The following is a 21,746-nucleotide window of genomic DNA, read 5'->3' on the forward strand; positions in this document are numbered from 1 at the left end:
GCGTGACCGCCTTATCCAACCTACAACTCAGCGTAATTGCTGCCCGGCTTTAAGCGTTGCGGCAACGTTTCTCGCCGTCATTCGTACGTTGTCGCTCGCGTTCTTTAGCGCCTCATCCAGGGTACAGATGGTATAGATGACGCTGAAAACCGCATCCAGCCCATGCTCGTGGACCACACCGACATCCGCCGTCAGGCTACCGGCAATGCCGATAACCGGTTTGTTGTAACGCTTTGCGACCTTCGCCACGCCAACCGGAACCTTACCGTGAATGGTCTGACTATCAATGCGCCCTTCACCCGTGACCACTAAATCCGCATCCGCAACGCAGGCGTCAAGGTGCAACGCATCCGTTACTATCTCAATACCGCAGCGCAACTGTGCGCCGCAAAACGCATATAGCGCCGCCCCCATACCACCAGCGGCGCCACCGCCGGCCAGATCCAGCACGTTGACGTCCAGATCGCGGGCAATGAGTTGCGCATAGTGCGTGAGTGCCCGATCCAGGCGGGTAATCATCTCCGGCGTCGCCCCTTTTTGCGGGCCAAAAACCGCAGAAGCGCCCTCTTCACCGGTCAACGGATTAGTCACGTCGCAAGCCACTTCAATACGACACGCAGCAAGTCGCTGGTCTAACTGAGAAATATCAATCCGAGCGAGCGATTCGAGGCCAGCCCCGCCATGGGCAATATCGTTATTTTGCGCATCCAGCAATTTTGCTCCCAGCGCTTGCACCATCCCGGCACCGCCATCATTGGTGGCGCTTCCGCCAATTCCAATGATGATATGCTCAACGCCAGCGTCCAACGCATGACGGATTAACTCCCCGGTTCCCCAGGATGTCGTTTTCAGCGGATCGCGTAACCCCGCAGGAACCTGTTCCAGTCCGCTGGCGGCCGCCATTTCGATAAAGGCCGAGCGCTCATCACCGGATAAACCATAAAATGCCTGAATTGTGTTGCCCAAAGGGCCGGTAACATCAACATGCACAAGGTGACCTTGCGTTGCGGCAACCATCGCTTCGACCGTTCCTTCACCGCCATCTGCAACCGGAATCTTCACGTAATCCGCATCGGGCCAGATCTCACGAAACCCCTGCTCAATAGCCGTTGCCACTTCAAGCGCACTCAAACTTTCCTTATAGGAATCCGGTGCGATTACTATTTTCATAAAGCATCCTTACGCATGTTGACTGTGTTAAGCATATACCAGGATAAAAACCGCCCCTTAATGGGAGCGGTCCCAGTTCGCTTAGCGTACCATGCACGGACGCTTATTATCAAACGTCCAGTTCGGGATCAGATACTGCATTCCCATCGCATCATCACGCGCCCCCAATCCATGTTGCTGGTACAGCTCATGCGCTTTCATGACCTGATCCATATCCAGCTCCACGCCCAGACCCGGTTTTGCCGGAACCTGCACCATGCCGCCTTTGATTTCAAATGGCTCTTTGGTCAGGCATTGATTGCCTTCCTGCCAGATCCAGTGGGTATCAATCGCGGTAATTTTGCCCGGAGCCGCTGCCGCGACATGCGTAAACATCGCCAGCGAAATATCAAAGTGGTTGTTGGAGTGCGATCCCCAGGTCAACCCAAACTCATGGCACATTTGTGCCACGCGGACAGAACCCTGCATGGTCCAGAAGTGCGGGTCCGCCAGTGGGATATCCACGGACTGCAGCGACAGCGTATGCCCCATCTGACGCCAGTCGGTGGCGATCATGTTGGTGGCGGTCGGCAGACCGGTAGCGCGGCGGAATTCCGCCATCACTTCACGACCAGAGAAGCCCTGCTCGGCGCCACACGGATCTTCCGCATAGGCCAGAGAACCCTTCAGATATTTGCCGATCTTAATCGCTTCATTTAGCGACCACGCACCGTTCGGATCCAGCGTGACGCGGGCCTGCGGGAAACGCTTCGCCAGCGCAACGATAGATTCCGCTTCCTCTTCCCCGGCCAGCACGCCGCCTTTCAGTTTAAAGTCGTTGAAACCATACTTCTCATACGCAGCTTCCGCCAGGCGCACTACCGCATCCGGGGTCATCGCCTCTTCATGACGCAGACGATACCAGTCGCACTTCTCATCCGGCTGACTCTGGTACGGCAGCGGCGTTGCCTTACGGTTACCGACAAAGAACAGGTAACCCAACATTTCAACTTCGCTACGCTGCTGTCCATCACCCAGCAGAGAGGCGACGTTTACGCCCAGATGCTGACCTAACAGATCCAACATGGCCGCTTCGATCCCAGTAACCACATGAATAGTGGTACGTAAATCAAAGGTCTGCAAACCGCGACCGCCCGCATCACGATCGGCAAAAGTATTGCGTACCGCATTCAGCACGTTTTTGTATTCACCTAACGTTTTGCCTACCACCAGCGGGATCGCATCTTCCAGCGTTTTGCGGATTTTTTCTCCGCCGGGAATTTCACCCACGCCGCTATGACCGGAGTTATCTTTAATAATCACAATATTGCGCGTGAAGAATGGAGCATGTGCGCCGCTCAGGTTCATCAGCATACTGTCATGACCCGCAACCGGAATAACCTGCATAGAGGTAACCAATGGGGTAGAAAATTGTGCGCTCATAATTAAGTCCTTATTCAAAATTAGTGGCGGCCGAAAACGGGACGTTTACGGTCAAAAGTCCATCCGGGGATCAGATACTGCATTGGGCCTGCGTCATTACGCGCGCCGCCGGGCAGTCTCTTGTAGGCTTCATGAGCCTTGTTAACCTGATCCCAGTCCAGCTCTACGCCCAGTCCAGGCGCGTCAGGAACAGCAATTTTCCCGTTCTTAATCTCCAGCGGATTTTTGGTCAGACGGCAATCGCCCTCCTGCCAGATCCAGTGGGTGTCGATAGCCGTCGGGTTGCCCGGCGCAGCGGCGCCAACGTGGGTGAACATCGCCAGCGAAATATCAAAATGATTGTTAGAATGGCAGCCCCAGGTCAGGCCCCAGTCATCGCATAACTGTGCCACGCGTACCGCGCCGGAAAGGGTCCAGAAGTGCGGATCGGCCAGCGGAATATCTACTGAGTTCAGCATCACCGCATGGCCCATTTCACGCCAGTTGGTGGCTATCATGTTCGTTGCTACCGGTAGACCGGTTGCACGGCGGAACTCGGCCATCACTTCGCGGCCAGAAAAACCCTGTTCAGCGCCGCATGGATCTTCGGCGTAGGTCAGAACATCGTTCAGCCCTTTACACAGGGAGATGGCTTCATCCAGCAACCAGGCACCGTTGGGATCAACCGTAATACGCGCATCCGGGAAGCATTTTTTCAGCGCACGAGCGGTGTCGATTTCCTGCTCGCCAGGCAGTACACCACCTTTGAGTTTGAAATCTTTAAAGCCGTAGCGATCCTGCGAAGCCTGAGCCAGACGTACCACCGCCTCACTGTTCATCGCTTGCTGGTGACGCAGGTGATACCACTCATGGTTTCCCGGCGTGCTTTCCAGATACGGTAAATCGGTCTTTGTGCGATCACCCACGTAGAACAGATAGCCGAGTACGGTGACCGCATCGCGCTGCTTGCCCGGCCCTAACAGTTCACAAACCGGCACGTTCAGCGCCTTGCCCAGCAGGTCGAGCAGCGCCGCTTCCAGCGCCGCTACCGCGTTTACCCGTAGCTCAAACGTCCAGGCGCCTTTGCCGAAGGTGTCAAAATCAGCGGCCTGGTTGCCTTTATGCACCTGCTGTACCACCTTATTCAGGCGCGCAACCTCCTGACCCAATACCATCGGGATAGCGTCAACCAGCGTCTGATAAATCACTTCGCCGCCCGGCGCTTCACCGACGCCGGTATTGCCGGCGTTATCGGTAAGAACCACAATATTGCGGGTGAAATATGCATTGTGCGCACCGCCAATATTGAGCAGCATGCTGTCATGACCGGCCACCGGGATGACCTTCATATCGGTAATAACGGGACTCGATTGTGTTGTCATCATCATTGTCCTGCGACAGGTTTCAGTTCGATACGTTTAATATCGCCCACCAGTACCAGATAGCTCACCACCGCAATCAACGCATGCACCCCGACGTAAATCAACGCGCCGTTAAACGAGCCGGTGGTCCCTACGATGTAGCCGATAGCAATTGGCGTGACGATACCGGAGATATTGCCAAACATGTTGAACAAACCGCCGCTCAGACCGCTGATCTCTTTAGGTGCAGTATCAGCCATCACCGCCCATCCCAACGCACCGATACCTTTGCCGAAGAAGGCCAGCGCCATAAAGCCGATGATCATCCACTCCACGTTGACGTAGTTACAGAACACCATCACCATCGACAGCAGCATGCCGAGTACGATTGGCGTTTTACGGGCGATATTTAGCGAACCGGTACGGCGCATCAGCCAGTCGGAAATAATGCCGCCGAGCACGCCGCCGGCGAATCCGCAAATGGCCGGGACCGAAGCGACAAAACCAGCTTTCAAAATCGACATACCGCGAGCCTGCACCAGATAAACCGGGAACCAGGTGATAAAGAAGTAGGTCAGCGCGTTAATGCAGTATTGCCCGATGTAAATACCGATCATCATCCGTGAGCCCAGCAGCTGTTTGATTTGCCCCCACTTCACGCTGAACGGCACTTTAGCTTTGGCGGCCGCCTGATCCATATTGATCAGCGCCCCGCCTTCAGCAATGTACTCCAGCTCTTTTTGGTTTACGCCCGGGTGCTGGTTTGGTTCATGAATCACCTTCAGCCAGATAAAGCTGATAACAATCCCGAGGCCGCCCATAAAGAAGAACACATGCGACCAGCCCACTTCGTGGGTCAGCCACCCCATGATTGGCGCAAAAATAACGGTGGCAAAGTACTGCGCAGAGTTAAAGATTGCGACCGCCGTGCCCCTCTCCTGTGCCGGGAACCATGCCGCAACTATACGACTATTACCGGGGAAGGAAGGTGCTTCAGCTAAACCGACAAGGAATCGCAACGTAAACAACGCAACGATAATGCCGAAGCCGCTAAAGATATCGACGAAGCCTTGCAGCAGGGTAAACATGGACCAGATAAAGATGGACCAGAAATAAACACGTTTTGAACCGAAGCGGTCGAGCAACCAGCCGCCAGGGATCTGGCCGATAACATAGGCCCATGAGAAAGCGGAGAATACATAACCCATCCCTACCGCATCCAGACCAATGTCTTTGGCCATCTCCGAACCGGCAATGGATAAGGTGGCGCGATCGCCGTAGTTGAAGGATGTGACGATAAACAACATCACCACGATCCAGTAACGAGCGTTAGTGCGTTTTTCCGCGCTGCTCGCCGCCTGACTTAATGAACTCATTGTTGCACTCCTGAATCTTGGCTTTCGCCAGTTCATTCTGTACAGCACCTGTAGGGTGATCAGAATGAGAGGTTAGTGTGTGGCAGTTTTGGTACAGCTCAGGGCCGTTTTATTCTGACTCGCTGCCTTTTCGGGAACTGACGGGAAAAGTATATGAAGGAGTGGCTCTTACCCTCACCGTGCATGAACACAACATTCGGGAGGCAGTAAGAAGTTGTTTGGGGCATAAGCCCAAAGCAGTGGAAGTTAGTTCACGTAATTGGGGTTTTATTGCCGGGTGGCGGCTTCGCCTGACCCGGCCTACGGTTCAAATGGGGGTTGTATGCCCGTACGGGCGAGAGATTATTTGAGCAAGGTTCCCCAGTTTTCTACCCAAGGGTTGGATTCGCTTTCCGGTTCAGGATGTTCGCTGGCGTCAATCAGCAACATTTCACCCACGCGCTGTGCGCTTTGCTCCTGTAACAGCGCATCAAACTGTTTGCCACCATTGCAGAAATTAACGTAGCTGCTGTCGCCCAGCGCAATGACTCCGTAATGCAGATTTGGCTGGAAACCGAGATTATCTTTGATCCCCTGAAACAGCGGCACAATGCTATCGGGCAGATCGCCCTGCCCGGTCGTTGAGGTCACCACCAGCACATATTTATCCTGATATACCTGCCAGTCGCTAAGCTCCGGATCTTCAAACACCGTGGCTTTATGACCCTGTGCCGTCAAAATGGCCTCGGCCTCTTCGGCAACCAGCAGCGCGTTTCCGTACATTGTGCCGACAAAAATTCCAATTTCCGCCATAACCGTAATCTCCTGGGACTTAAGAATCTATCTGCTCATCCTGACCTGACATCCCGCTGAACTCAACCCTTTCATTCTCAGGGAGAAGTCCACGCCAGCCAAATTGTGACAATGCCTGCATCCAGACGTCATCCAGCCCGGCGCGAATAACCAGAGGCTCACCGGTGAATGGATGTGTCAGCGCAAGCTGGCTGGCATGCAGCATTAATCGCTGACAACCGAAATGCTCCGCGGCGCTGCGGTTTTGCCGTAAATCACCGTGCTTGCTGTCGCCAATTATCGGATGGCGTAAGTGGGCCAGATGGCGCCTGAGCTGGTGTTTCCGACCGGTTTTAGGATCCAGCTCCACCAGTCCATAACGGGTGGTCGGATAACGTCCGGTCGCTACCGGCATTTCTACCGTTGCCAGACCGCGATAATGGGTGACGGCAGGCTGCGGGCCTTTATCATCGCGGGCAAACTTATCGGCAATCTTATCCAGCTCTTCGACCAACGGGTAATCCAGCACGGTATCATCCATCAGCCAGCCACGCACAATCGCATGATAGCGTTTCTGAATTTGATGATGTTCAAACTGCTGAGACAACAAACGCCCGGCTTCGCTGGACAGTCCCATCAGCAGCACACCGGAGGTTGGTCTGTCGAGTCGATGGGCGGTAAAAACGTGCTGACCAATTTGGTCTCGCACCGTTTGCATCACCACCACTTTCTCATCCCGGTCGAGCCAACTGCGGTGAACCAACCAGCCCGAAGGTTTATTGACGGCAACCAGCCATTCGTCCTGATAAAGAATTTCCAGCATCAGGCGTTATCACTGGTAAACAGCGCATCCAGCTCCTGCAATGCCGCCAGGAGAATGTCGCGTTGCGGATGATCGGCTGCTAGCGCCATTTCGTAATACGGTGCAACGGCAAAAGCCTGCGGAAGCGGCTGCGCGTTATCGAGTAGCGTATGCATGCGGGGAATCAACACCCACTGCAGCCACTCGACCGGCTCCATGGTATCCATACAAAAAGGCTGCGTACTGGTAAACAGATGCTCTGCTGGCTCATCCATCCGCCAGTGATTATGTTCACGCAGTAGCGCTTCAAGTGCGTGTAACTGCTGGCGCACACGGTCATGAGTCGTCATGAAATAAACCTCAATGATGAAAAATCTGGCGCGAAGAATAGCACTAGTGGAGGGAAATAAAAAAAGGGAGCACTGTAAAAAAACAGTGCTCCCGGTTCGTTTCGCAGCATTCCAGCTACTTTTAGTGCTCCCTGCTCATCCGTGACAACTTTTCCTGTGGTCTTGCGACCTTGTTCATCCTGAACTTTTGCATCCTGCTCACATCACCCCGATGTGAAAACTTCATCCTGAAGTATCCTGGCCATCCTGACCCGCCGAACATCCTGACCGGCTCTCATTCTCCGTCCTGGAGGTGTCCTTTAACGCATCCAGCGTCTTCCTCTTTGCTTCGTCCTGAAGCCTGTCCTTGCAACACCGTCCTGGTGTGTCCAGGCGAAGAGCCATCATCCTGATGTTCTCTTCGTTGTGCGACTCCTTGTCGACAGATATAGAATCGCCTGTTTCGCTTTGTCTTACAAGATGCTTACAGGCTTACCCTTACGATTATTTTCGTATGAAAGTTGACAATAAAAGACTAACCAATTGAATAATAATAAATTATTATTTTATCAATTCATTAAGTCTTTACTTATCACCTGGCAATGTCCTACAGGGTATGTAAGAGATCTCTCACAAGATTCAGGGCAAACAGGATTACAGAACTGGCTTAAGTTGAGTGAGGAATTCCGCAAGTGAGGCCGCCAGCACCGTTCGTTTACGGGTTCCCAGCGTTTCTTTGCACACTTCACCGGACAGATTGCACACCGAAATGACGTCAAGCTCATTATCTTGTGTGGCAATAAAAAGCGTAGGCGAAAGCTTAAGTCGCTTTTGCGTAACCAAGTGACCAATCAGGTTTTCCTGAACGCGCCTGAAGTCATCTTCACTCCAGGTCTGCAGCAGCGTCAGCTTTTCATCCGCAAACTGCGCGTGCATATCCCCGGCAAACTGGGTGGTGTAAAAAGCGTGAACGGCAGGTTGTATCACAATATCAAATGCCCGTTCAACCGCATTGAGGTTTTTTTCGCCGACAAAAGGTTGAGGCTGCCAACATACCGCATCGTCTGTGGAAGAAATGATGCACGGAGAAGGTACGCCATACAGCTCTTCACTGAGTGGCCAACTGTTGTTTTTTTCATGCCATGCGTCGCAATAACGCGTCGTAAAGGCTACCAACGCCTGCGCTGTCAATTCGTCCACTGATTTCTCTCTTCACAAAAGCCAGGATACACTTGTCGCATAGTGTATCTGGTTTATGACGGTGAAACATGTCCTCTTATGAAAATCATCAGGCGCTTGACGGCCTGACTCTCGGTAAATCAACGGATTACCGAGACAATTACGATGCAAGTCTGTTGCAGGGTGTTCCGCGCAGCCTGAACCGCGATCCGCTGGATTTAAAGGCCGATGCCCTGCCTTTTCACGGTGCGGATATCTGGACGCTGTATGAACTGTCGTGGCTGAATGCCAACGGCTTACCGCAGGTCGCAGTCGGTCACGTGGAACTGGATTACACCAGCGTAAATCTGATTGAATCGAAAAGCTTTAAGCTTTACCTGAACAGTTTTAATCAGACGCGTTTTGATTCCTGGGATGCGGTACGTCAGACACTGGAAAACGATCTTCGCGCCTGCGCTCAGGGCGATGTCAGCGTGGCGCTGTACCGCCTTGACGAACTGGAAGGGCAGCCGATAGCCCACTTTAACGGCACCTGTATCGACAATCAGGATATCGTCATCGATAACTACCAGTTCAGCACTGCGTATCTGGAAAATGCCGTGAGCGGTGAAAAGGCAGTGGAAGAGACACTGGTCAGCCATCTGCTGAAGTCCAACTGTTTAATCACCCACCAGCCAGACTGGGGCTCCATACAAATTCAGTATCGCGGACGTAAAATCGACAGAGAGAAGCTGCTGCGTTACCTGGTCTCCTTCCGCCACCATAACGAGTTTCATGAACAGTGTGTGGAACGCATTTTCAATGACATTCTGCGCTTCTGCCAGCCGGAGAAACTGAGCGTTTACGCACGCTACACGCGACGTGGTGGCCTGGACATTAACCCATGGCGCACCAACACCGATTTCACTCCGGCAACCGGTCGTCTGGTGCGTCAGTAATCTTTTTTCTCAATTTTGCGTGTCGGATTCCGCGCACAAGGTTGTGAAAGGTCATAAGCCAGGGCTATTGTAATCACAGGGAATGACGTGTTGCGTCCCATAAGGAGTTTACTTGATTACACATATTAGCCCGCTTGGCTCAATGGACATGTTGTCGCAGCTGGAAGTCGATATGCTTAAACGCACGGCCAGCAGCGACCTGTATCAACTGTTTCGTAACTGTTCGCTTGCCGTTCTGAACTCCGGCAGTTTGACCGACAACAGTAAAGAACTGCTGTCACGCTTTGAAAGTTTCGATATTAACGTACTGCGCCGCGAACGGGGCGTGAAGCTGGAACTGATCAACCCACCTGAAGATGCGTTTGTTGATGGACGCATTATTCGTGCGCTACAGGCTAACCTGTTTGCCGTGCTGCGCGACATTCTGTTCGTCAATGGCCAGATCCATAACGCCGGTCGTTTTCAGCATCTGGATCTCGAAAGCTCGGTCCATATCACCAACCTGGTATTCTCGATCCTGCGTAATGCCCGGGCGCTGCACGTCGGTGAAGCGCCGAACATGGTCGTCTGCTGGGGCGGTCACTCAATCAACGAAAATGAGTACCTGTACGCCCGTCGCGTCGGCACCCAGTTGGGCCTGCGCGAACTGAACATCTGTACCGGCTGCGGTCCAGGAGCGATGGAAGCGCCAATGAAAGGCGCTGCGGTAGGCCACGCCCAGCAGCGATACAAAGACAGCCGCTTTATTGGCATGACCGAACCGTCAATCATCGCCGCTGAACCGCCTAACCCGCTGGTAAACGAACTGATCATCATGCCGGACATTGAAAAACGTCTGGAAGCGTTCGTGCGTATCGCCCACGGTATTATCATCTTCCCGGGTGGCGTAGGGACAGCAGAAGAGCTGCTGTATCTGCTGGGGATCCTGATGAATCCGGCCAACAAAGATCAGGTTCTACCACTGATCCTGACCGGACCAAAAGAGAGTGCGGATTACTTCCGCGTGCTTGACGAATTTATCGTGCACACGCTGGGGGAAGATGCGCGTCGCCACTATCGCATTATCATTGACGATGCAGCGGAAGTGGCGCGTCTGATGAAAAAAGCGATGCCGCTGGTGAAAGAAAACCGTCGCGACACAGGTGATGCTTACAGCTTTAACTGGTCGATTCGTATCGCGCCCGATCTGCAGATGCCGTTCGAACCGTCCCATGAAAACATGGCCAACCTGAAGCTGTACCCGGATCAACCCGTTGAAGTACTGGCGGCCGATCTACGTCGCGCATTCTCTGGTATTGTGGCTGGTAACGTGAAGGAAGTCGGCATCCGCGCTATTGAAGAGTTTGGCCCGTACAAAATCCACGGTGACCGCGAAATGATGCGCCGCATGGACGATCTCCTGCAGGGCTTTGTTGCACAACATCGTATGAAGTTACCGGGCACTGCGTATATCCCTTGTTACGAGATCTGCGCCTAACCTTCTACACCCGCTAGCAGCACTATAGCGATGACAGTTTTGTCCATATCAAAGCCGGGTTTGGCGCATTTGCCTCCCGGCTTTTTAAGTGATACCAGTCACATAGCTCTGACAATCACATAAATACCAGTGATAATTCATTAAAAACAGCGTGCCACGCAAACGATTACCTTGAAAAACCAACCGTGATTTATCTTAGTAAATTATTATTAGTCGCCGAAATCATCTAAAAACAACAGTTTTTACAGCTGAACACGCCTATCTTCGCGCCTTCGCTTTCATGAGATATGTCGTTAATGTTAGCCTTCGCGCCCGTAAATTCGCTTTGACTATTTTTTAACAGATTAATGGCCCAAATTTATCCACATAAAAGGTGGATTATTGCATTTGGGATCCCGATCACTGATACATTCATTACTAAAATGTATCTTTCCGCCCGAAAATTATTACGGCGAAAAATTATATAAAAATCGCTCAACGAATTTCGATTTACAGCCGGGTACTTTCTCATTGGATTGACCTCAAACCCGGCTTTTTAAGCTTCCTCCAGGAGAAATAGATGGAAAACACTCAAACCAGCACTATCGTTACGGGCCAGACCCGCAGCGCATGGCGCAAGACAGACACCATGTGGATGCTGGGCCTTTACGGCACGGCGATTGGCGCGGGTGTATTGTTCCTGCCGATCAACGCAGGCGTAGGCGGTATGATCCCGCTGATCATCATGGCGATCCTTGCCTTCCCAATGACCTTCTTTGCACACCGCGGTCTGACTCGCTTTGTGCTGTCCGGTAAAAATCCGGGTGAAGACATCACCGAAGTTGTAGAAGAACACTTCGGCGTTGGCGCAGGTAAACTGATTACCCTGCTCTACTTCTTCGCTATCTACCCGATTCTGTTGGTTTACAGCGTAGCAATCACCAATACCGTTGAAAGCTTCCTGACCCATCAGCTGGCGATTACTCCTCCGCCGCGTGCAATCCTGTCTCTGATCCTGATTGTCGGCATGATGACCATCGTGCGCTTCGGTGAGCAGATGATCGTTAAGGCGATGAGCATCCTGGTATTCCCGTTCGTTGCGGCTCTGATGCTGCTGGCGCTGTATCTGATCCCTCAGTGGAGCGGTGCGATTCTGGAAACCATGTCTTTTGACTCTGCGGCAACCACCGGGAACGGCCTGCTGTTGACCCTGTGGCTGGCGATTCCGGTAATGGTGTTCTCCTTCAACCACTCCCCGATCATCTCCTCCTTCGCCGTGGCGAAGCGTGAAGAGTACGGTGATGAAGCTGAGAAGAAATGCTCCAAGATTCTGGCATTCGCTCACATCATGATGGTACTGACCGTTATGTTCTTCGTCTTCAGCTGCGTATTCAGCCTGACCCCGGCGGACCTGGCAGCAGCAAAAGAGCAGAACATCTCGATTCTGTCTTACCTGGCGAACCACTTTAACGCGCCGATTATTGCCTGGATGGCACCGATCATCGCGATTATCGCTATCACCAAATCCTTCCTCGGCCACTACCTGGGCGCACGTGAAGGCTTCAACGGGATGGTGATTAAGTCTCTGCGCGGCAAAGGCAAATCCATCGAAATCAACAAACTGAACAAAATCACTGCACTGTTCATGCTGGTAACCACCTGGATTGTGGCGACACTGAACCCGAGCATCCTCGGTATGATTGAGACCCTGGGTGGCCCAATCATCGCGATGATTCTGTTCCTGATGCCGATGTATGCCATCCAGAAAGTACCGGCAATGCGTAAGTACAGCGGCCATATCAGCAACGTCTTCGTTGTGATTATGGGCCTGATCGCTATCTCCGCTATTTTCTACTCTCTGTTCAGTTAATTCCCCTGCGCCGCTCTTCGGGGCGGCGCATCTCGATACACAATGGACGCCTCATGATTAGCGTATTCGATATTTTCAAAATCGGCATTGGCCCTTCCAGCTCCCACACTGTTGGCCCGATGAAAGCAGGCAAACAATTCACGGATGACCTGATTGCACGCGGAATTCTCACTGACGTAACCCGCGTAGTGGTTGATGTCTATGGCTCCTTATCTCTGACGGGGAAAGGTCACCATACCGACATCGCGATTATTATGGGCCTGGCGGGTAATCTGCCGGATACCGTAGACATTGATGCCATCCCTTCCTTTATCCAGGATGTGAATACTCATGGGCGTTTGCTGCTGGCAGACGGTCAACATGAGGTCGAGTTCCCGGTCGACAAGTGCATGAATTTCCATGCGGACAATCTGTCCCTGCACGAAAACGGGATGCGTATTACCGCACTGGCGGGCGAAAAAGCCATTTACAGCCAGACTTACTATTCCATTGGCGGTGGGTTCATCGTTGATGAAGAACATTTTGGTTTACCGAACAACTCTCCGGTAAACGTGCCGTATCCGTATAAATCCGCAGCTGATTTGCAACGTCATTGCCAGGAAACCGGCCTGTCACTTTCCGGTCTGATGATGCAAAACGAACTGGCGCTGCACAGCAAAGAAGAGCTGGAACAGCACTTTGCTAACGTCTGGGAAGTGATGCGTAGCGGGATTGAGCGCGGCATCACCACCGAAGGTGTATTGCCGGGCAAACTGCGCGTCCCGCGTCGTGCTGCTGCGCTGCGTCGCATGCTGGTCAGCAGCGACAAAACCACCACTGACCCGATGGCGGTTGTTGACTGGATCAACATGTTCGCGCTGGCCGTGAACGAAGAAAACGCTGCTGGTGGACGTGTGGTTACCGCGCCAACCAACGGTGCATGCGGGATTGTTCCTGCCGTACTGGCGTATTACGACAAGTTTATCCGTGAAGTGAACGCTAACTCTCTGGCACGCTATATGTTGGTCGCGAGCGCCATTGGTTCACTGTATAAGATGAACGCCTCTATCTCTGGTGCCGAAGTCGGCTGTCAGGGTGAAGTTGGCGTGGCCTGCTCCATGGCAGCGGCTGGTCTGGCTGAACTGCTGGGTGGTAGTCCAATGCAGGTGTGCATCGCGGCAGAAATCGGTATGGAACATAACCTGGGTCTGACCTGCGATCCGGTTGCCGGCCAGGTACAGGTACCGTGCATTGAGCGTAACGCGATCGCGTCCGTGAAAGCGGTGAACGCCGCACGTATGGCGCTGCGCCGTACCAGTGAGCCACGCGTGTGCCTCGATAAAGTTATCGAGACCATGTACGAAACCGGTAAAGACATGAATGCCAAATACCGCGAAACATCTCGCGGCGGTTTGGCAATGAAAATTGTCACCTGCGATTAAGTCCCACTCCATTGCCGGATGGCGCAAGCTTATCCGGCCTACAGTGCCGTATTCATTTGTAGGCCGGATAAGGCTTCAGCCGCTATCCGGCAAAATGTTGTATCAGATCTTCGCCTCCACTCGCCGTGAATGTTACCCTACAGACTGATTTGTTAGGGAGAACACCGTGGCCGTCCATCTGCTCATTGTCGATGCACTGAATCTTATCCGCCGAATTCACGCCGTACAGGGCTCCCCCTGCGTGGAGACGTGCCAGCACGCGCTCGATCAGTTGATTGTGCACAGTCAGCCCACACACGCCGTGGCGGTATTTGATGACGAAGCGCGCAACAGCGGCTGGCGTCACCAACGCTTACCTGACTACAAAGCCGGTCGCCCGCCAATGCCTGACGATTTACACAAGGAAATGCCCGCCTTACGCGCCGCTTTTGAACAGCGCGGTGTCTGCTGCTGGGAATCCAGCGGGAATGAAGCCGATGATTTAGCCGCAACTCTGGCGGTGAAAGTTAGCCAGGCCGGACATCAGGCAACCATCGTCTCAACCGATAAAGGCTATTGTCAGCTACTCTCCCCAACACTGCGTATTCGCGATTATTTCCAGAAACGCTGGCTGGATGCGCCGTTTATCGAGAAAGAGTTCGGCGTACTGCCGCAACAGTTGCCTGATTACTGGGGACTGGCAGGGATCAGCAGTTCTAAGATACCTGGGGTTGCCGGTATTGGTCCTAAAAGCGCCACACAATTGTTGACGCAGTTTCCAACGCTGGAAGCACTGTATGAACATCTGGATGACGTACCGGAGAAATGGCGTAAGAAACTCGAAGAACATCGGGAGATGGCGTTTTTGTGCCGCGATATCGCGCGGCTGCAAACGGACTTACATATCGACGGAAACCTACAGCAGCTACGGCTGGCACGGTAGTCTTATTTTCGAATGGCGCTGCGCTTATCCGGCCTACTTAACGTATAACCCTGTAGGCCAGATAAACGCCAGGTGATTACCAGGCAGTATGGTACAGCTCGACGATATCCCCAAGGCTCGCTTCACGCGGATTTCCCCCGGTACAAACATCGTCAAATGCGGCCTGCGCCAGCGCAGGAATATCCTCTTTACGGACACCAACATCGCGTAAATGCAGTGGGATCCCTACATCGCGATTAAGGGCGAAGACAGCATCCACTGCCGCTTTACGTGCTTGCGCCAACGTCAGTCCTTCAACCTTAACCCCCATTACCCGGGCGATATCGCGGAATTTTTCCCCAGTGAATTCGGCGTTATAGTGCATCACGTGCGGCAGCAAAATAGCATTCGCTACGCCGTGCGGCGTGTTATAAAACGCGCCTAACGGGTGTGCCATGCCATGCACTAATCCCAGACCTACGTTGGAAAAGCCCATCCCGGCTACGTATTGGCCCAGCGCCATCGCTTCACCCGCCTGGCTTTCGCCCGCAACCGAACCGCGTAATGCCCCGGCAATAATTTCAATGGCTTTGATGTGCAGCGCATCGGTCAATGCCCACGCCGCCCGCGTGATGTACCCTTCAATGGCATGAGTCAGTGCATCTACACCTGTAGCCGCTTTTAATGCAGCAGGCATGCCGTCCATCATGTCAGCATCGATGAACGCCACCTGCGGGATGTCATGTGGATCGACACAAACAAACTTACGCCGATTCTCTTCGTCAGTGATCACGTAGTTAATGGTCACTTCCGCCGCCGTTCCCGCGGTGGTTGGGATAGCCATAACCGGCACGCTCGGGCTGCGCGTCGGCGATAACCCTTCAAGGCTGCGTACATCAGCAAACTCAGGATTATTATTGATAATGCCAATCGCCTTACAGGTATCCTGCGGGGAGCCTCCGCCGATTGCTATCAGATAGTCTGCGCCACTTTGCTGAAAGACACTCAATCCTTCCTGCACTACCGCAATGGTTGGATTAGGAATAACGCCTGAATAGATTTCCCATGCCAGACCTGCAGCATCCATTCGGGTAGTCACTTTCTCAACAACGCCGCACTGCACCAGATTTTTATCAGTCACAATCAACGCTTTGCGATAACCGCGACGAATAACTTCATCGGTTAATGCGCCAACAGCCCCCCGGCCAAACCATGCCGTTTCATTCAGAATCATTCTGTTCGCCATTGTATTTCTCCTTTTCGCTATGCGAAATTACTCTTCAATGCGTAATCCGTAAGATTTGAATTTCTCCAGCACAATAGCGATCTCCTCGTCATCCAGCACCGGCACCGGATCAACAATCGCCAGCGTGCTCAGGTACAGACGGGCCAGAACTTCCACTTCATGCGCCAACCACAGTGCTTTTTCCAAATTCGCTTCGCAAGCAATCAACCCATGGTGCTGTAAAAGCGTTGCCTTACGGTTTTTCAGGGCGACGCTCACATGCTCTGACAGCTCTCGTGTACCAAACGTCGCATAAGGCGCACACGGAATAGAGTTCCCCCCCGCCGCTGCAATCATGTAGTGAATTGCCGGGATAGGGCGATTAAGAATTGAAACGGCCGTGCAGTGTACGGCATGGTTATGGACAACCGCATTGGCATCCGGACGCGTCTGGTATGCCGCCAGGTGAAAACGCCATTCACTGGAGGGTAATTGTCCTTTATCATATTTCCCGTCGTTATCTACATACACGATCATGTTTTCAGTAAGTCTTTCGTAAGGAATACCGCTGGGCGTGATCAGCATCCCGTTTTCATAACGCGCACTCACATTTCCCGCCGTCCCCTGATTCAATCCAAGGCTGGTCATTTCCAGACAGGTTTCAATGATTTCTCGCGACAAACGCATTCTTTCCATAATGATTCTCCGGGTACAGTTTCCCCTCGTCTTTATTGCGAAAAATGCAGCCGCAGAATAAGACGGGTCAGGTTTTAGGTACAGGCAGCCACTGAACGTATTTATTCAGATTCAGTTGGCCGATTTATTTATAGCGACATATTAAGGTTGTCTTACGCGCTTAATAAGTTTCATCTCAACTTTTACAGTTTCTTTAATTGGGTGATCATCAATAGCACTCATCATCATATCGAATGCTTTTTCCGCCCAAACATTTTCATCCTGTTGCATTGACCAGACATTATTGGCGAGGAATCCCAGCATTGGGTGTTCATCGAATGTCCCAATATTAATTTCCGGTGGAATTGTGCCTAAACGATTACGAATAGCGTTAATGGCCCCCTCCAGTACCGGTAATGATGAGGCGATAAACGCCTGCGGACAGCCCTGTTCGCCGATCAACTCATCCATCAGTCGATAACCACCTTCAGGTGTGTTGTCCGGACCTTCGCGCACCCAATCTCTATGTGAAATGCCATTATTGTTCAATGCATTAAGATAACCTTGCAAACGATCACCAATGCTGGGTAATCCAGTATCCCCCACTAAAAACCAGATTGGCGACTTTCCAGCGTCAAACAGACTCTGCGTCAATTTCTCGCCGCCCAAGATGTTATGACTTTCTACCAGTGCGTTATCGGTATACTTAAAATCACGGTCAAGTAACACCATCGGTTTTCTGACCTGACGTAAATGGTGTTGCTGATTCTCTAACGTTGAGGGAACAATAAAAAGGCCATCGACATTACGGGCGATTAACGCTTTGGTCAGTTTATTTTCGTAATCAACATCGTCATAGGTACAGCTAATCGTTAACTGATAACCTGAACGACGACAGCGTTGCTCAAGTTTTTCTGCGAGTGTGGCAAAAAAGACGTTGGAAATATTGGGTACAATCAATCCCAAAGTATCCGTTTTATTTAATTTCAGGCTACGTGCTGAATGGTTAATGACGTAACCATAGCGCTCGACATATTCATTAATACGCGTTTGGGTTTTGACACTGATTCGATATTGCTCTGCTTTCCCGTTCAGCACCAGTCGTACGGTCGTAACCGATAAATTCAGATCGCTGGCTATCTGTTCTACTGTTTTAGCCATCTATATGCCCCAGTCCACATCCAAAAACGTCAATCTACAATCATAAAAGTATTTTAAACTTTTGTCTTACTGCATAAGTTGGTTAATCGCCTGCTGCTGATCCCACAGCATCAGATAAGCCTGGTATTTGCGATCATAGAAGTTCCGCCGCGCCGGGTTCGCCTTAATCACCTCGCCCGATCGAACCATCGCCCGGCATGCGGACGGTATAGTTGCCCACGCGCCGCATGCTACCGCGCCAGTGATAGCCGCACCTAACGTCACCGCATCCTCTTCCTGCATAAGATGAATATCGCATCCGGTAGCATCGGCATATTCTCTCATCCACAGTGGGTTATGCGTTGCGCCGCCGCACAGCGTCAGTCGGGAAATGGTGTGACCGTTTTCACGCATCACTTCCATAATATGCCGCGTACCGCAGGCGATCGCCTGTAATGTCGCCAGGTACAGGCGAGCTACCTGCATCTCACCTCGTTCCAGCGTCAAACCACAGATGCTGCCTCGAGCATCGGGCCGTGCGCGCGGCGAACGATTACCGTGGTGATCGGCAAGCACATGCAGATAACGACCAGGCTCAGACTCCTGCTCCTCAAGTGCGGCAACCCATTCATTAACTAAAACAATGGGATGGCAGCCCCGGGCCTCAGCTTTGTGAAACAGCTCAGCACTGGCTCCTGATTCCTGAAGCGTCCAGTCGACTAACGCCCCAGCAGCACTCTGCCCCCCTTCCGTCAGCCAGTAGCCTGGCAGCATGGCTGACCAATAAGGCCCCCAAACACCTGGCGTATGAATTTCCTGCTCGCTGCACAGCATATGGCAATTTGACGTTCCGCTAATCAGCGCCAACGTCCCCTCAGGCTCAACCCCGGCAAGCGCAACTCCGCCGGCATGGGCATCAATTATACCGCTGGCGACGACCACTGCAGTCGTCAGCCCCAGCGCCTGGGCCGAATCGCTGCTAAGCGTTCCAACGCCAGCGCCTGGCGGAAGAATACGCGACGGGATTTTGCCCAACAAATCCGTTAATTCAACGGCGTCGAGCAGGGAGTGGCTAAAGTGTTGTTCATGTGCCAGATAGTTCCATTTACAGGTCAACGTGCACAAACCGGCAACATCAGTGGCGGTAGCTTTAGAGACCAGAAAGTCCGCAAGATCATAGAAACGATGTGCACTCTGCCACGTTGCGGGAAAATGATTTTTCAGCCACAGCACCTTGGGAAGTTCCATCTCTACGCTGACTTCACCGCCAACGTAGCGTAGAGCCGGATCTTGCGTGGCATTAATGCGTTTGGCCTCATCTACCGCGCGATGATCCATCCACATGATGATGTTATGGTCTGGCGATTCACCAGGCGAAACCGCCAGTCCCTGCCCGTGTTCATCGAGGGCAACTAAGGAGCAGGTGGCATCAAATCCCAGTGAACGAATCTCCTCGACGGGAACCCCCGCTGACGACACCGCTCCTCTCACCGCATGGCAAACCTGCTGCCAGATTTCTGCAGATGACTGCTCAACCCGCTCAGGACCGGGTCGAAACTGCGAGATGGGGCGTGTCGCAAAAGCCAGCCGTGTGCCACTGGCATCAAAGACACCAGCCCTGACGCTGGCGGAACCGACATCCACACCGAGGAAATATCCACTGCCCATAGTAACTCCCTGACGCTGGCTAATGATGGGGCGAGCACCTCGCCCCAACGGTCTTATTTTTTACCGAATGGGTGTAACAATTTGTCAATTTCTGGGGTATCAATGTTCTTCGCACTGACAAATTTCACCGGAATATCAATCTCTTTCGGTACAGACTGACCCGATACCGCTGCATTCAGCGTCTTGATACCCTGGTAGCCAATCTGATAAGCGTCCTGTACCACAAATCCCTGAATCACTCCGGACTTCAGGAAGGCAATGATTGCCTCGGTGCTATCAAAACCAATCACCTTCACTTTGCCTTTCAGATTTTGGCTATCAATAGCGTTTGCTACGCCAAGCGTTGAGCCTTCATTTGTGCCATAAATTCCTGCAATATCCGGGTTGGCCTGGATCATATCGATGGTTTTATCCATTGCTTTTTGCGGATCGCCATCGCTGTACTGGACCGGTAGCACCTGAATATCCGGATATTTCTCCTTCATACGGGCAATAAACCCTTCCGAACGTTCAATCGCAGAAGAGGTCCCTGCTACGTGCGCAATAATGCCCACTTTCCCTTTACTGCCCACTTCCGCTGCCAGCGCGTCTGCGGCTTCTGCACCGGCTTTACGGTTATTCGTGGCGACAAAGCTCACCGGAATATCGGAATTCACGCCGGAGTCAAACGTCACAACTTTAATACCGCGTGAATTTGCGGTCTCAACTAATGGCGCAAGCGCATTGGCATCTAACGCGGCCAGTAATAGCCCATTAGGTTTTTGCGCCATCGCGTTTTCAACTAGCTGAATCTGCTCGGCAATCTGAGTTTCATCCGCCGGGCCAACATAGCTGGTTTTATCGCCCAACTCTTTTGCTGCTGCTTCCGTCCCCATTTTTACGGTTTGCCAGAATTCATGCTGGAAACCTTTACTGACCACCGGAAGGTTCATATCTTTAGCCAATACGCTGGATGTCATACAGGCCAGCAGGGATAACGCATAGACAAAATTCCTGGTTCTCATTGTTTTACTCCGTTCTGAGTGAGTCACCCTAAACGTCAGGGTTATGATGCCCCGTGACTTCCGGGAGCGTAAATCAACGAATTTTTTTGCGTAATGTATCGAGATAAACCGCGGCAATGACAACCACACCCATGGCTACCATTTGCCAGAACTGGGAGACGCCCATCAGGTTCAGACCATTCTTCAACACGCTCATAATGAATGCGCCGATGATCGTGCCGCCGATGGTGCCAATTCCGCCCATCAGGCTCGTACCACCAATAACAACCGCCGCGATAGCTTCCAGCTCATACCCCACGCCGACCGTTGGTTGTCCTGAGTTCAAACGAGAAGCCAGAATCACCCCGGCAATCCCAGTCAGCAGACCACAAAAGGCGTAGACGAAAATTTTGACGCGCTGAACTTTAATACCGGAAAGATGTGCGGCTACCTCATTGCTACCCACGGCGTAAACATAGCGACCAATCACCGTTTTCTTCAGGATGTAGGCGGCAATTAACGCCACCACCACCAGGTAAAAAACGGGATAAGGCAGCACATCAAACAAACGTCCCTGGGCCAGCATTTTGAAGGTGGGGTAATCAGCGAAATAAATCGCACGACCATCGGTCATCACCATATTGATGCCTCTGACTGACATCATCAGGCCCAGCGTGGCGATAAAAGGCGGGATAGTCATTTTGGTGACCAGCAGGCCGTTGATATAGCCGCATAATCCCCCGGCCAGCACCCCCGCCAGAATACATACGGGCAGAGGCAATCCCAGCGTGGCGCTGATGCCTACCGCAACACCAGAAAAGGCCACTACCGAGCCAAGAGAAAGATCGATTCCTGAAGTGATAATGACAAAGGTAACGCCAATCGCCATGATGCCAATCACTGACGTTTGCAAGGCAATTGTCATGATGTTTTCAGTGTTAAAGAAAAATGGCGAACCAAAACTAAAAAATATTACTAAAATAATCAGACTCAAAAGCGGCGCAAGGCGCATTAAAAGTTCTTTGTTAATTTTTATTTTCTTATTATTGCTGTCTGAAGAGGTTACAGAGATAGTCATAA

The 21,746-nt window shown here is 52.2% G+C and carries 19 protein-coding genes; 5 read left to right on the forward strand and 14 right to left on the reverse strand.

The window, feature by feature from the left end; all coding sequences use genetic code 11:
- Positions 1–27 precede the first annotated feature (27 nt).
- The 8 genes from C2U41_RS16870 to syd all read right to left on the reverse strand — a co-directional run bounded on the left by C2U41_RS16870 (position 28) and on the right by syd (position 8,410).
- Positions 28–1,170 carry a glycerate kinase gene (locus tag C2U41_RS16870; protein WP_016150912.1) on the reverse strand — a complete coding sequence of 381 codons (1,143 nt, stop codon included), beginning with the start codon at positions 1,168–1,170 and terminating at the stop codon, positions 28–30.
- An 81-nt stretch (positions 1,171–1,251) separates the two neighbouring features.
- Positions 1,252–2,592 carry a glucarate dehydratase gene (gudD, locus tag C2U41_RS16875; protein ID WP_048217201.1) on the reverse strand — a complete coding sequence of 447 codons (1,341 nt, stop codon included), beginning with the start codon at positions 2,590–2,592 and terminating at the stop codon, positions 1,252–1,254.
- 20 nt (positions 2,593–2,612) lie between these two features.
- The gene (locus C2U41_RS16880; RefSeq protein WP_003846538.1) at positions 2,613–3,953 is read right to left on the reverse strand and encodes an enolase C-terminal domain-like protein; all 1,341 of its coding nucleotides are present in this window, start codon (positions 3,951–3,953) and stop codon (positions 2,613–2,615) included.
- Positions 3,954–3,955: 2 nt separating this feature from the next.
- Entirely contained in the window at positions 3,956–5,308 is a 1,353-nt protein-coding gene (gudP, locus tag C2U41_RS16885; RefSeq protein ID WP_003034105.1) for a galactarate/glucarate/glycerate transporter GudP, read from the reverse strand.
- 342 nt (positions 5,309–5,650) lie between these two features.
- Positions 5,651–6,100 (reverse strand): flavodoxin, encoded by a 450-nt coding sequence (locus C2U41_RS16890; protein WP_003846536.1) that lies wholly within the window; start codon positions 6,098–6,100, stop codon positions 5,651–5,653.
- 19 nt (positions 6,101–6,119) lie between these two features.
- On the reverse strand, positions 6,120–6,902 hold the full coding sequence (gene truC, locus C2U41_RS16895) for a tRNA pseudouridine(65) synthase TruC (protein ID WP_048217200.1): 783 nt from the start codon (positions 6,900–6,902) through the stop codon (positions 6,120–6,122).
- Positions 6,902–7,231, reverse strand: coding sequence for a YqcC family protein (locus tag C2U41_RS16900; RefSeq protein WP_003034091.1), 330 nt, complete (start codon positions 7,229–7,231; stop codon positions 6,902–6,904). Before C2U41_RS16900 ends, truC begins: the two co-directional genes overlap by 1 nt.
- 633 nt (positions 7,232–7,864) lie before the next feature.
- Positions 7,865–8,410 (reverse strand): SecY-interacting protein, encoded by a 546-nt coding sequence (gene syd / locus C2U41_RS16905; RefSeq protein WP_103848284.1) that lies wholly within the window; start codon positions 8,408–8,410, stop codon positions 7,865–7,867.
- A gap of 68 nt (positions 8,411–8,478) precedes the next feature.
- Between syd and queF the strand changes: the two genes are divergently transcribed.
- The 5 genes from queF to xni all read left to right on the forward strand — a co-directional run bounded on the left by queF (position 8,479) and on the right by xni (position 14,996).
- Positions 8,479–9,327 carry an NADPH-dependent 7-cyano-7-deazaguanine reductase QueF gene (gene queF / locus C2U41_RS16910; protein WP_048217199.1) on the forward strand — a complete coding sequence of 283 codons (849 nt, stop codon included), beginning with the start codon at positions 8,479–8,481 and terminating at the stop codon, positions 9,325–9,327.
- A 112-nt stretch (positions 9,328–9,439) separates the two neighbouring features.
- Positions 9,440–10,804: a nucleotide 5'-monophosphate nucleosidase PpnN gene (gene ppnN, locus C2U41_RS16915; RefSeq protein ID WP_003034076.1), complete on the forward strand. Its 1,365-nt coding sequence runs from the start codon at positions 9,440–9,442 to the stop codon at positions 10,802–10,804.
- A gap of 559 nt (positions 10,805–11,363) precedes the next feature.
- Positions 11,364–12,653, forward strand: coding sequence for an HAAAP family serine/threonine permease (locus C2U41_RS16920; RefSeq protein ID WP_003034073.1), 1,290 nt, complete (start codon positions 11,364–11,366; stop codon positions 12,651–12,653).
- Between the two features lie 53 nt (positions 12,654–12,706).
- Positions 12,707–14,074: an L-serine ammonia-lyase gene (locus C2U41_RS16925; RefSeq protein WP_003034070.1), complete on the forward strand. Its 1,368-nt coding sequence runs from the start codon at positions 12,707–12,709 to the stop codon at positions 14,072–14,074.
- Between the two features lie 166 nt (positions 14,075–14,240).
- Entirely contained in the window at positions 14,241–14,996 is a 756-nt protein-coding gene (gene xni / locus C2U41_RS16930; RefSeq protein ID WP_003840372.1) for a flap endonuclease Xni, read from the forward strand.
- Between the two features lie 76 nt (positions 14,997–15,072).
- Here the strand turns inward: xni and fucO are convergent, their stop codons facing one another.
- From fucO to C2U41_RS16960, 6 genes are all read right to left on the reverse strand, one after another.
- Positions 15,073–16,221: a lactaldehyde reductase gene (fucO, locus tag C2U41_RS16935; RefSeq protein WP_032938365.1), complete on the reverse strand. Its 1,149-nt coding sequence runs from the start codon at positions 16,219–16,221 to the stop codon at positions 15,073–15,075.
- A 27-nt stretch (positions 16,222–16,248) separates the two neighbouring features.
- Entirely contained in the window at positions 16,249–16,896 is a 648-nt protein-coding gene (gene fucA / locus C2U41_RS16940) for an L-fuculose-phosphate aldolase (RefSeq protein ID WP_003034062.1), read from the reverse strand.
- A 141-nt stretch (positions 16,897–17,037) separates the two neighbouring features.
- Positions 17,038–18,036 (reverse strand): LacI family DNA-binding transcriptional regulator, encoded by a 999-nt coding sequence (locus tag C2U41_RS16945; protein WP_003034060.1) that lies wholly within the window; start codon positions 18,034–18,036, stop codon positions 17,038–17,040.
- Between the two features lie 66 nt (positions 18,037–18,102).
- A complete protein-coding gene (locus C2U41_RS16950; RefSeq protein WP_103848283.1) occupies positions 18,103–19,683 on the reverse strand; it encodes an FGGY-family carbohydrate kinase in 1,581 nt (526 codons plus the stop codon).
- Positions 19,684–19,736: 53 nt separating this feature from the next.
- Positions 19,737–20,687, reverse strand: coding sequence for an ABC transporter substrate-binding protein (locus C2U41_RS16955; RefSeq protein ID WP_003034057.1), 951 nt, complete (start codon positions 20,685–20,687; stop codon positions 19,737–19,739).
- 73 nt (positions 20,688–20,760) lie between these two features.
- Positions 20,761–21,744 carry an ABC transporter permease gene (locus tag C2U41_RS16960; protein WP_003034055.1) on the reverse strand — a complete coding sequence of 328 codons (984 nt, stop codon included), beginning with the start codon at positions 21,742–21,744 and terminating at the stop codon, positions 20,761–20,763.
- Positions 21,745–21,746 lie beyond the last annotated feature (2 nt).

Origin of the sequence: Citrobacter freundii complex sp. CFNIH4 (assembly GCF_002934505.1) — a bacterium.
In the GTDB taxonomy this organism is placed as follows: Bacteria; Pseudomonadota; Gammaproteobacteria; order Enterobacterales; family Enterobacteriaceae; genus Citrobacter; species Citrobacter freundii.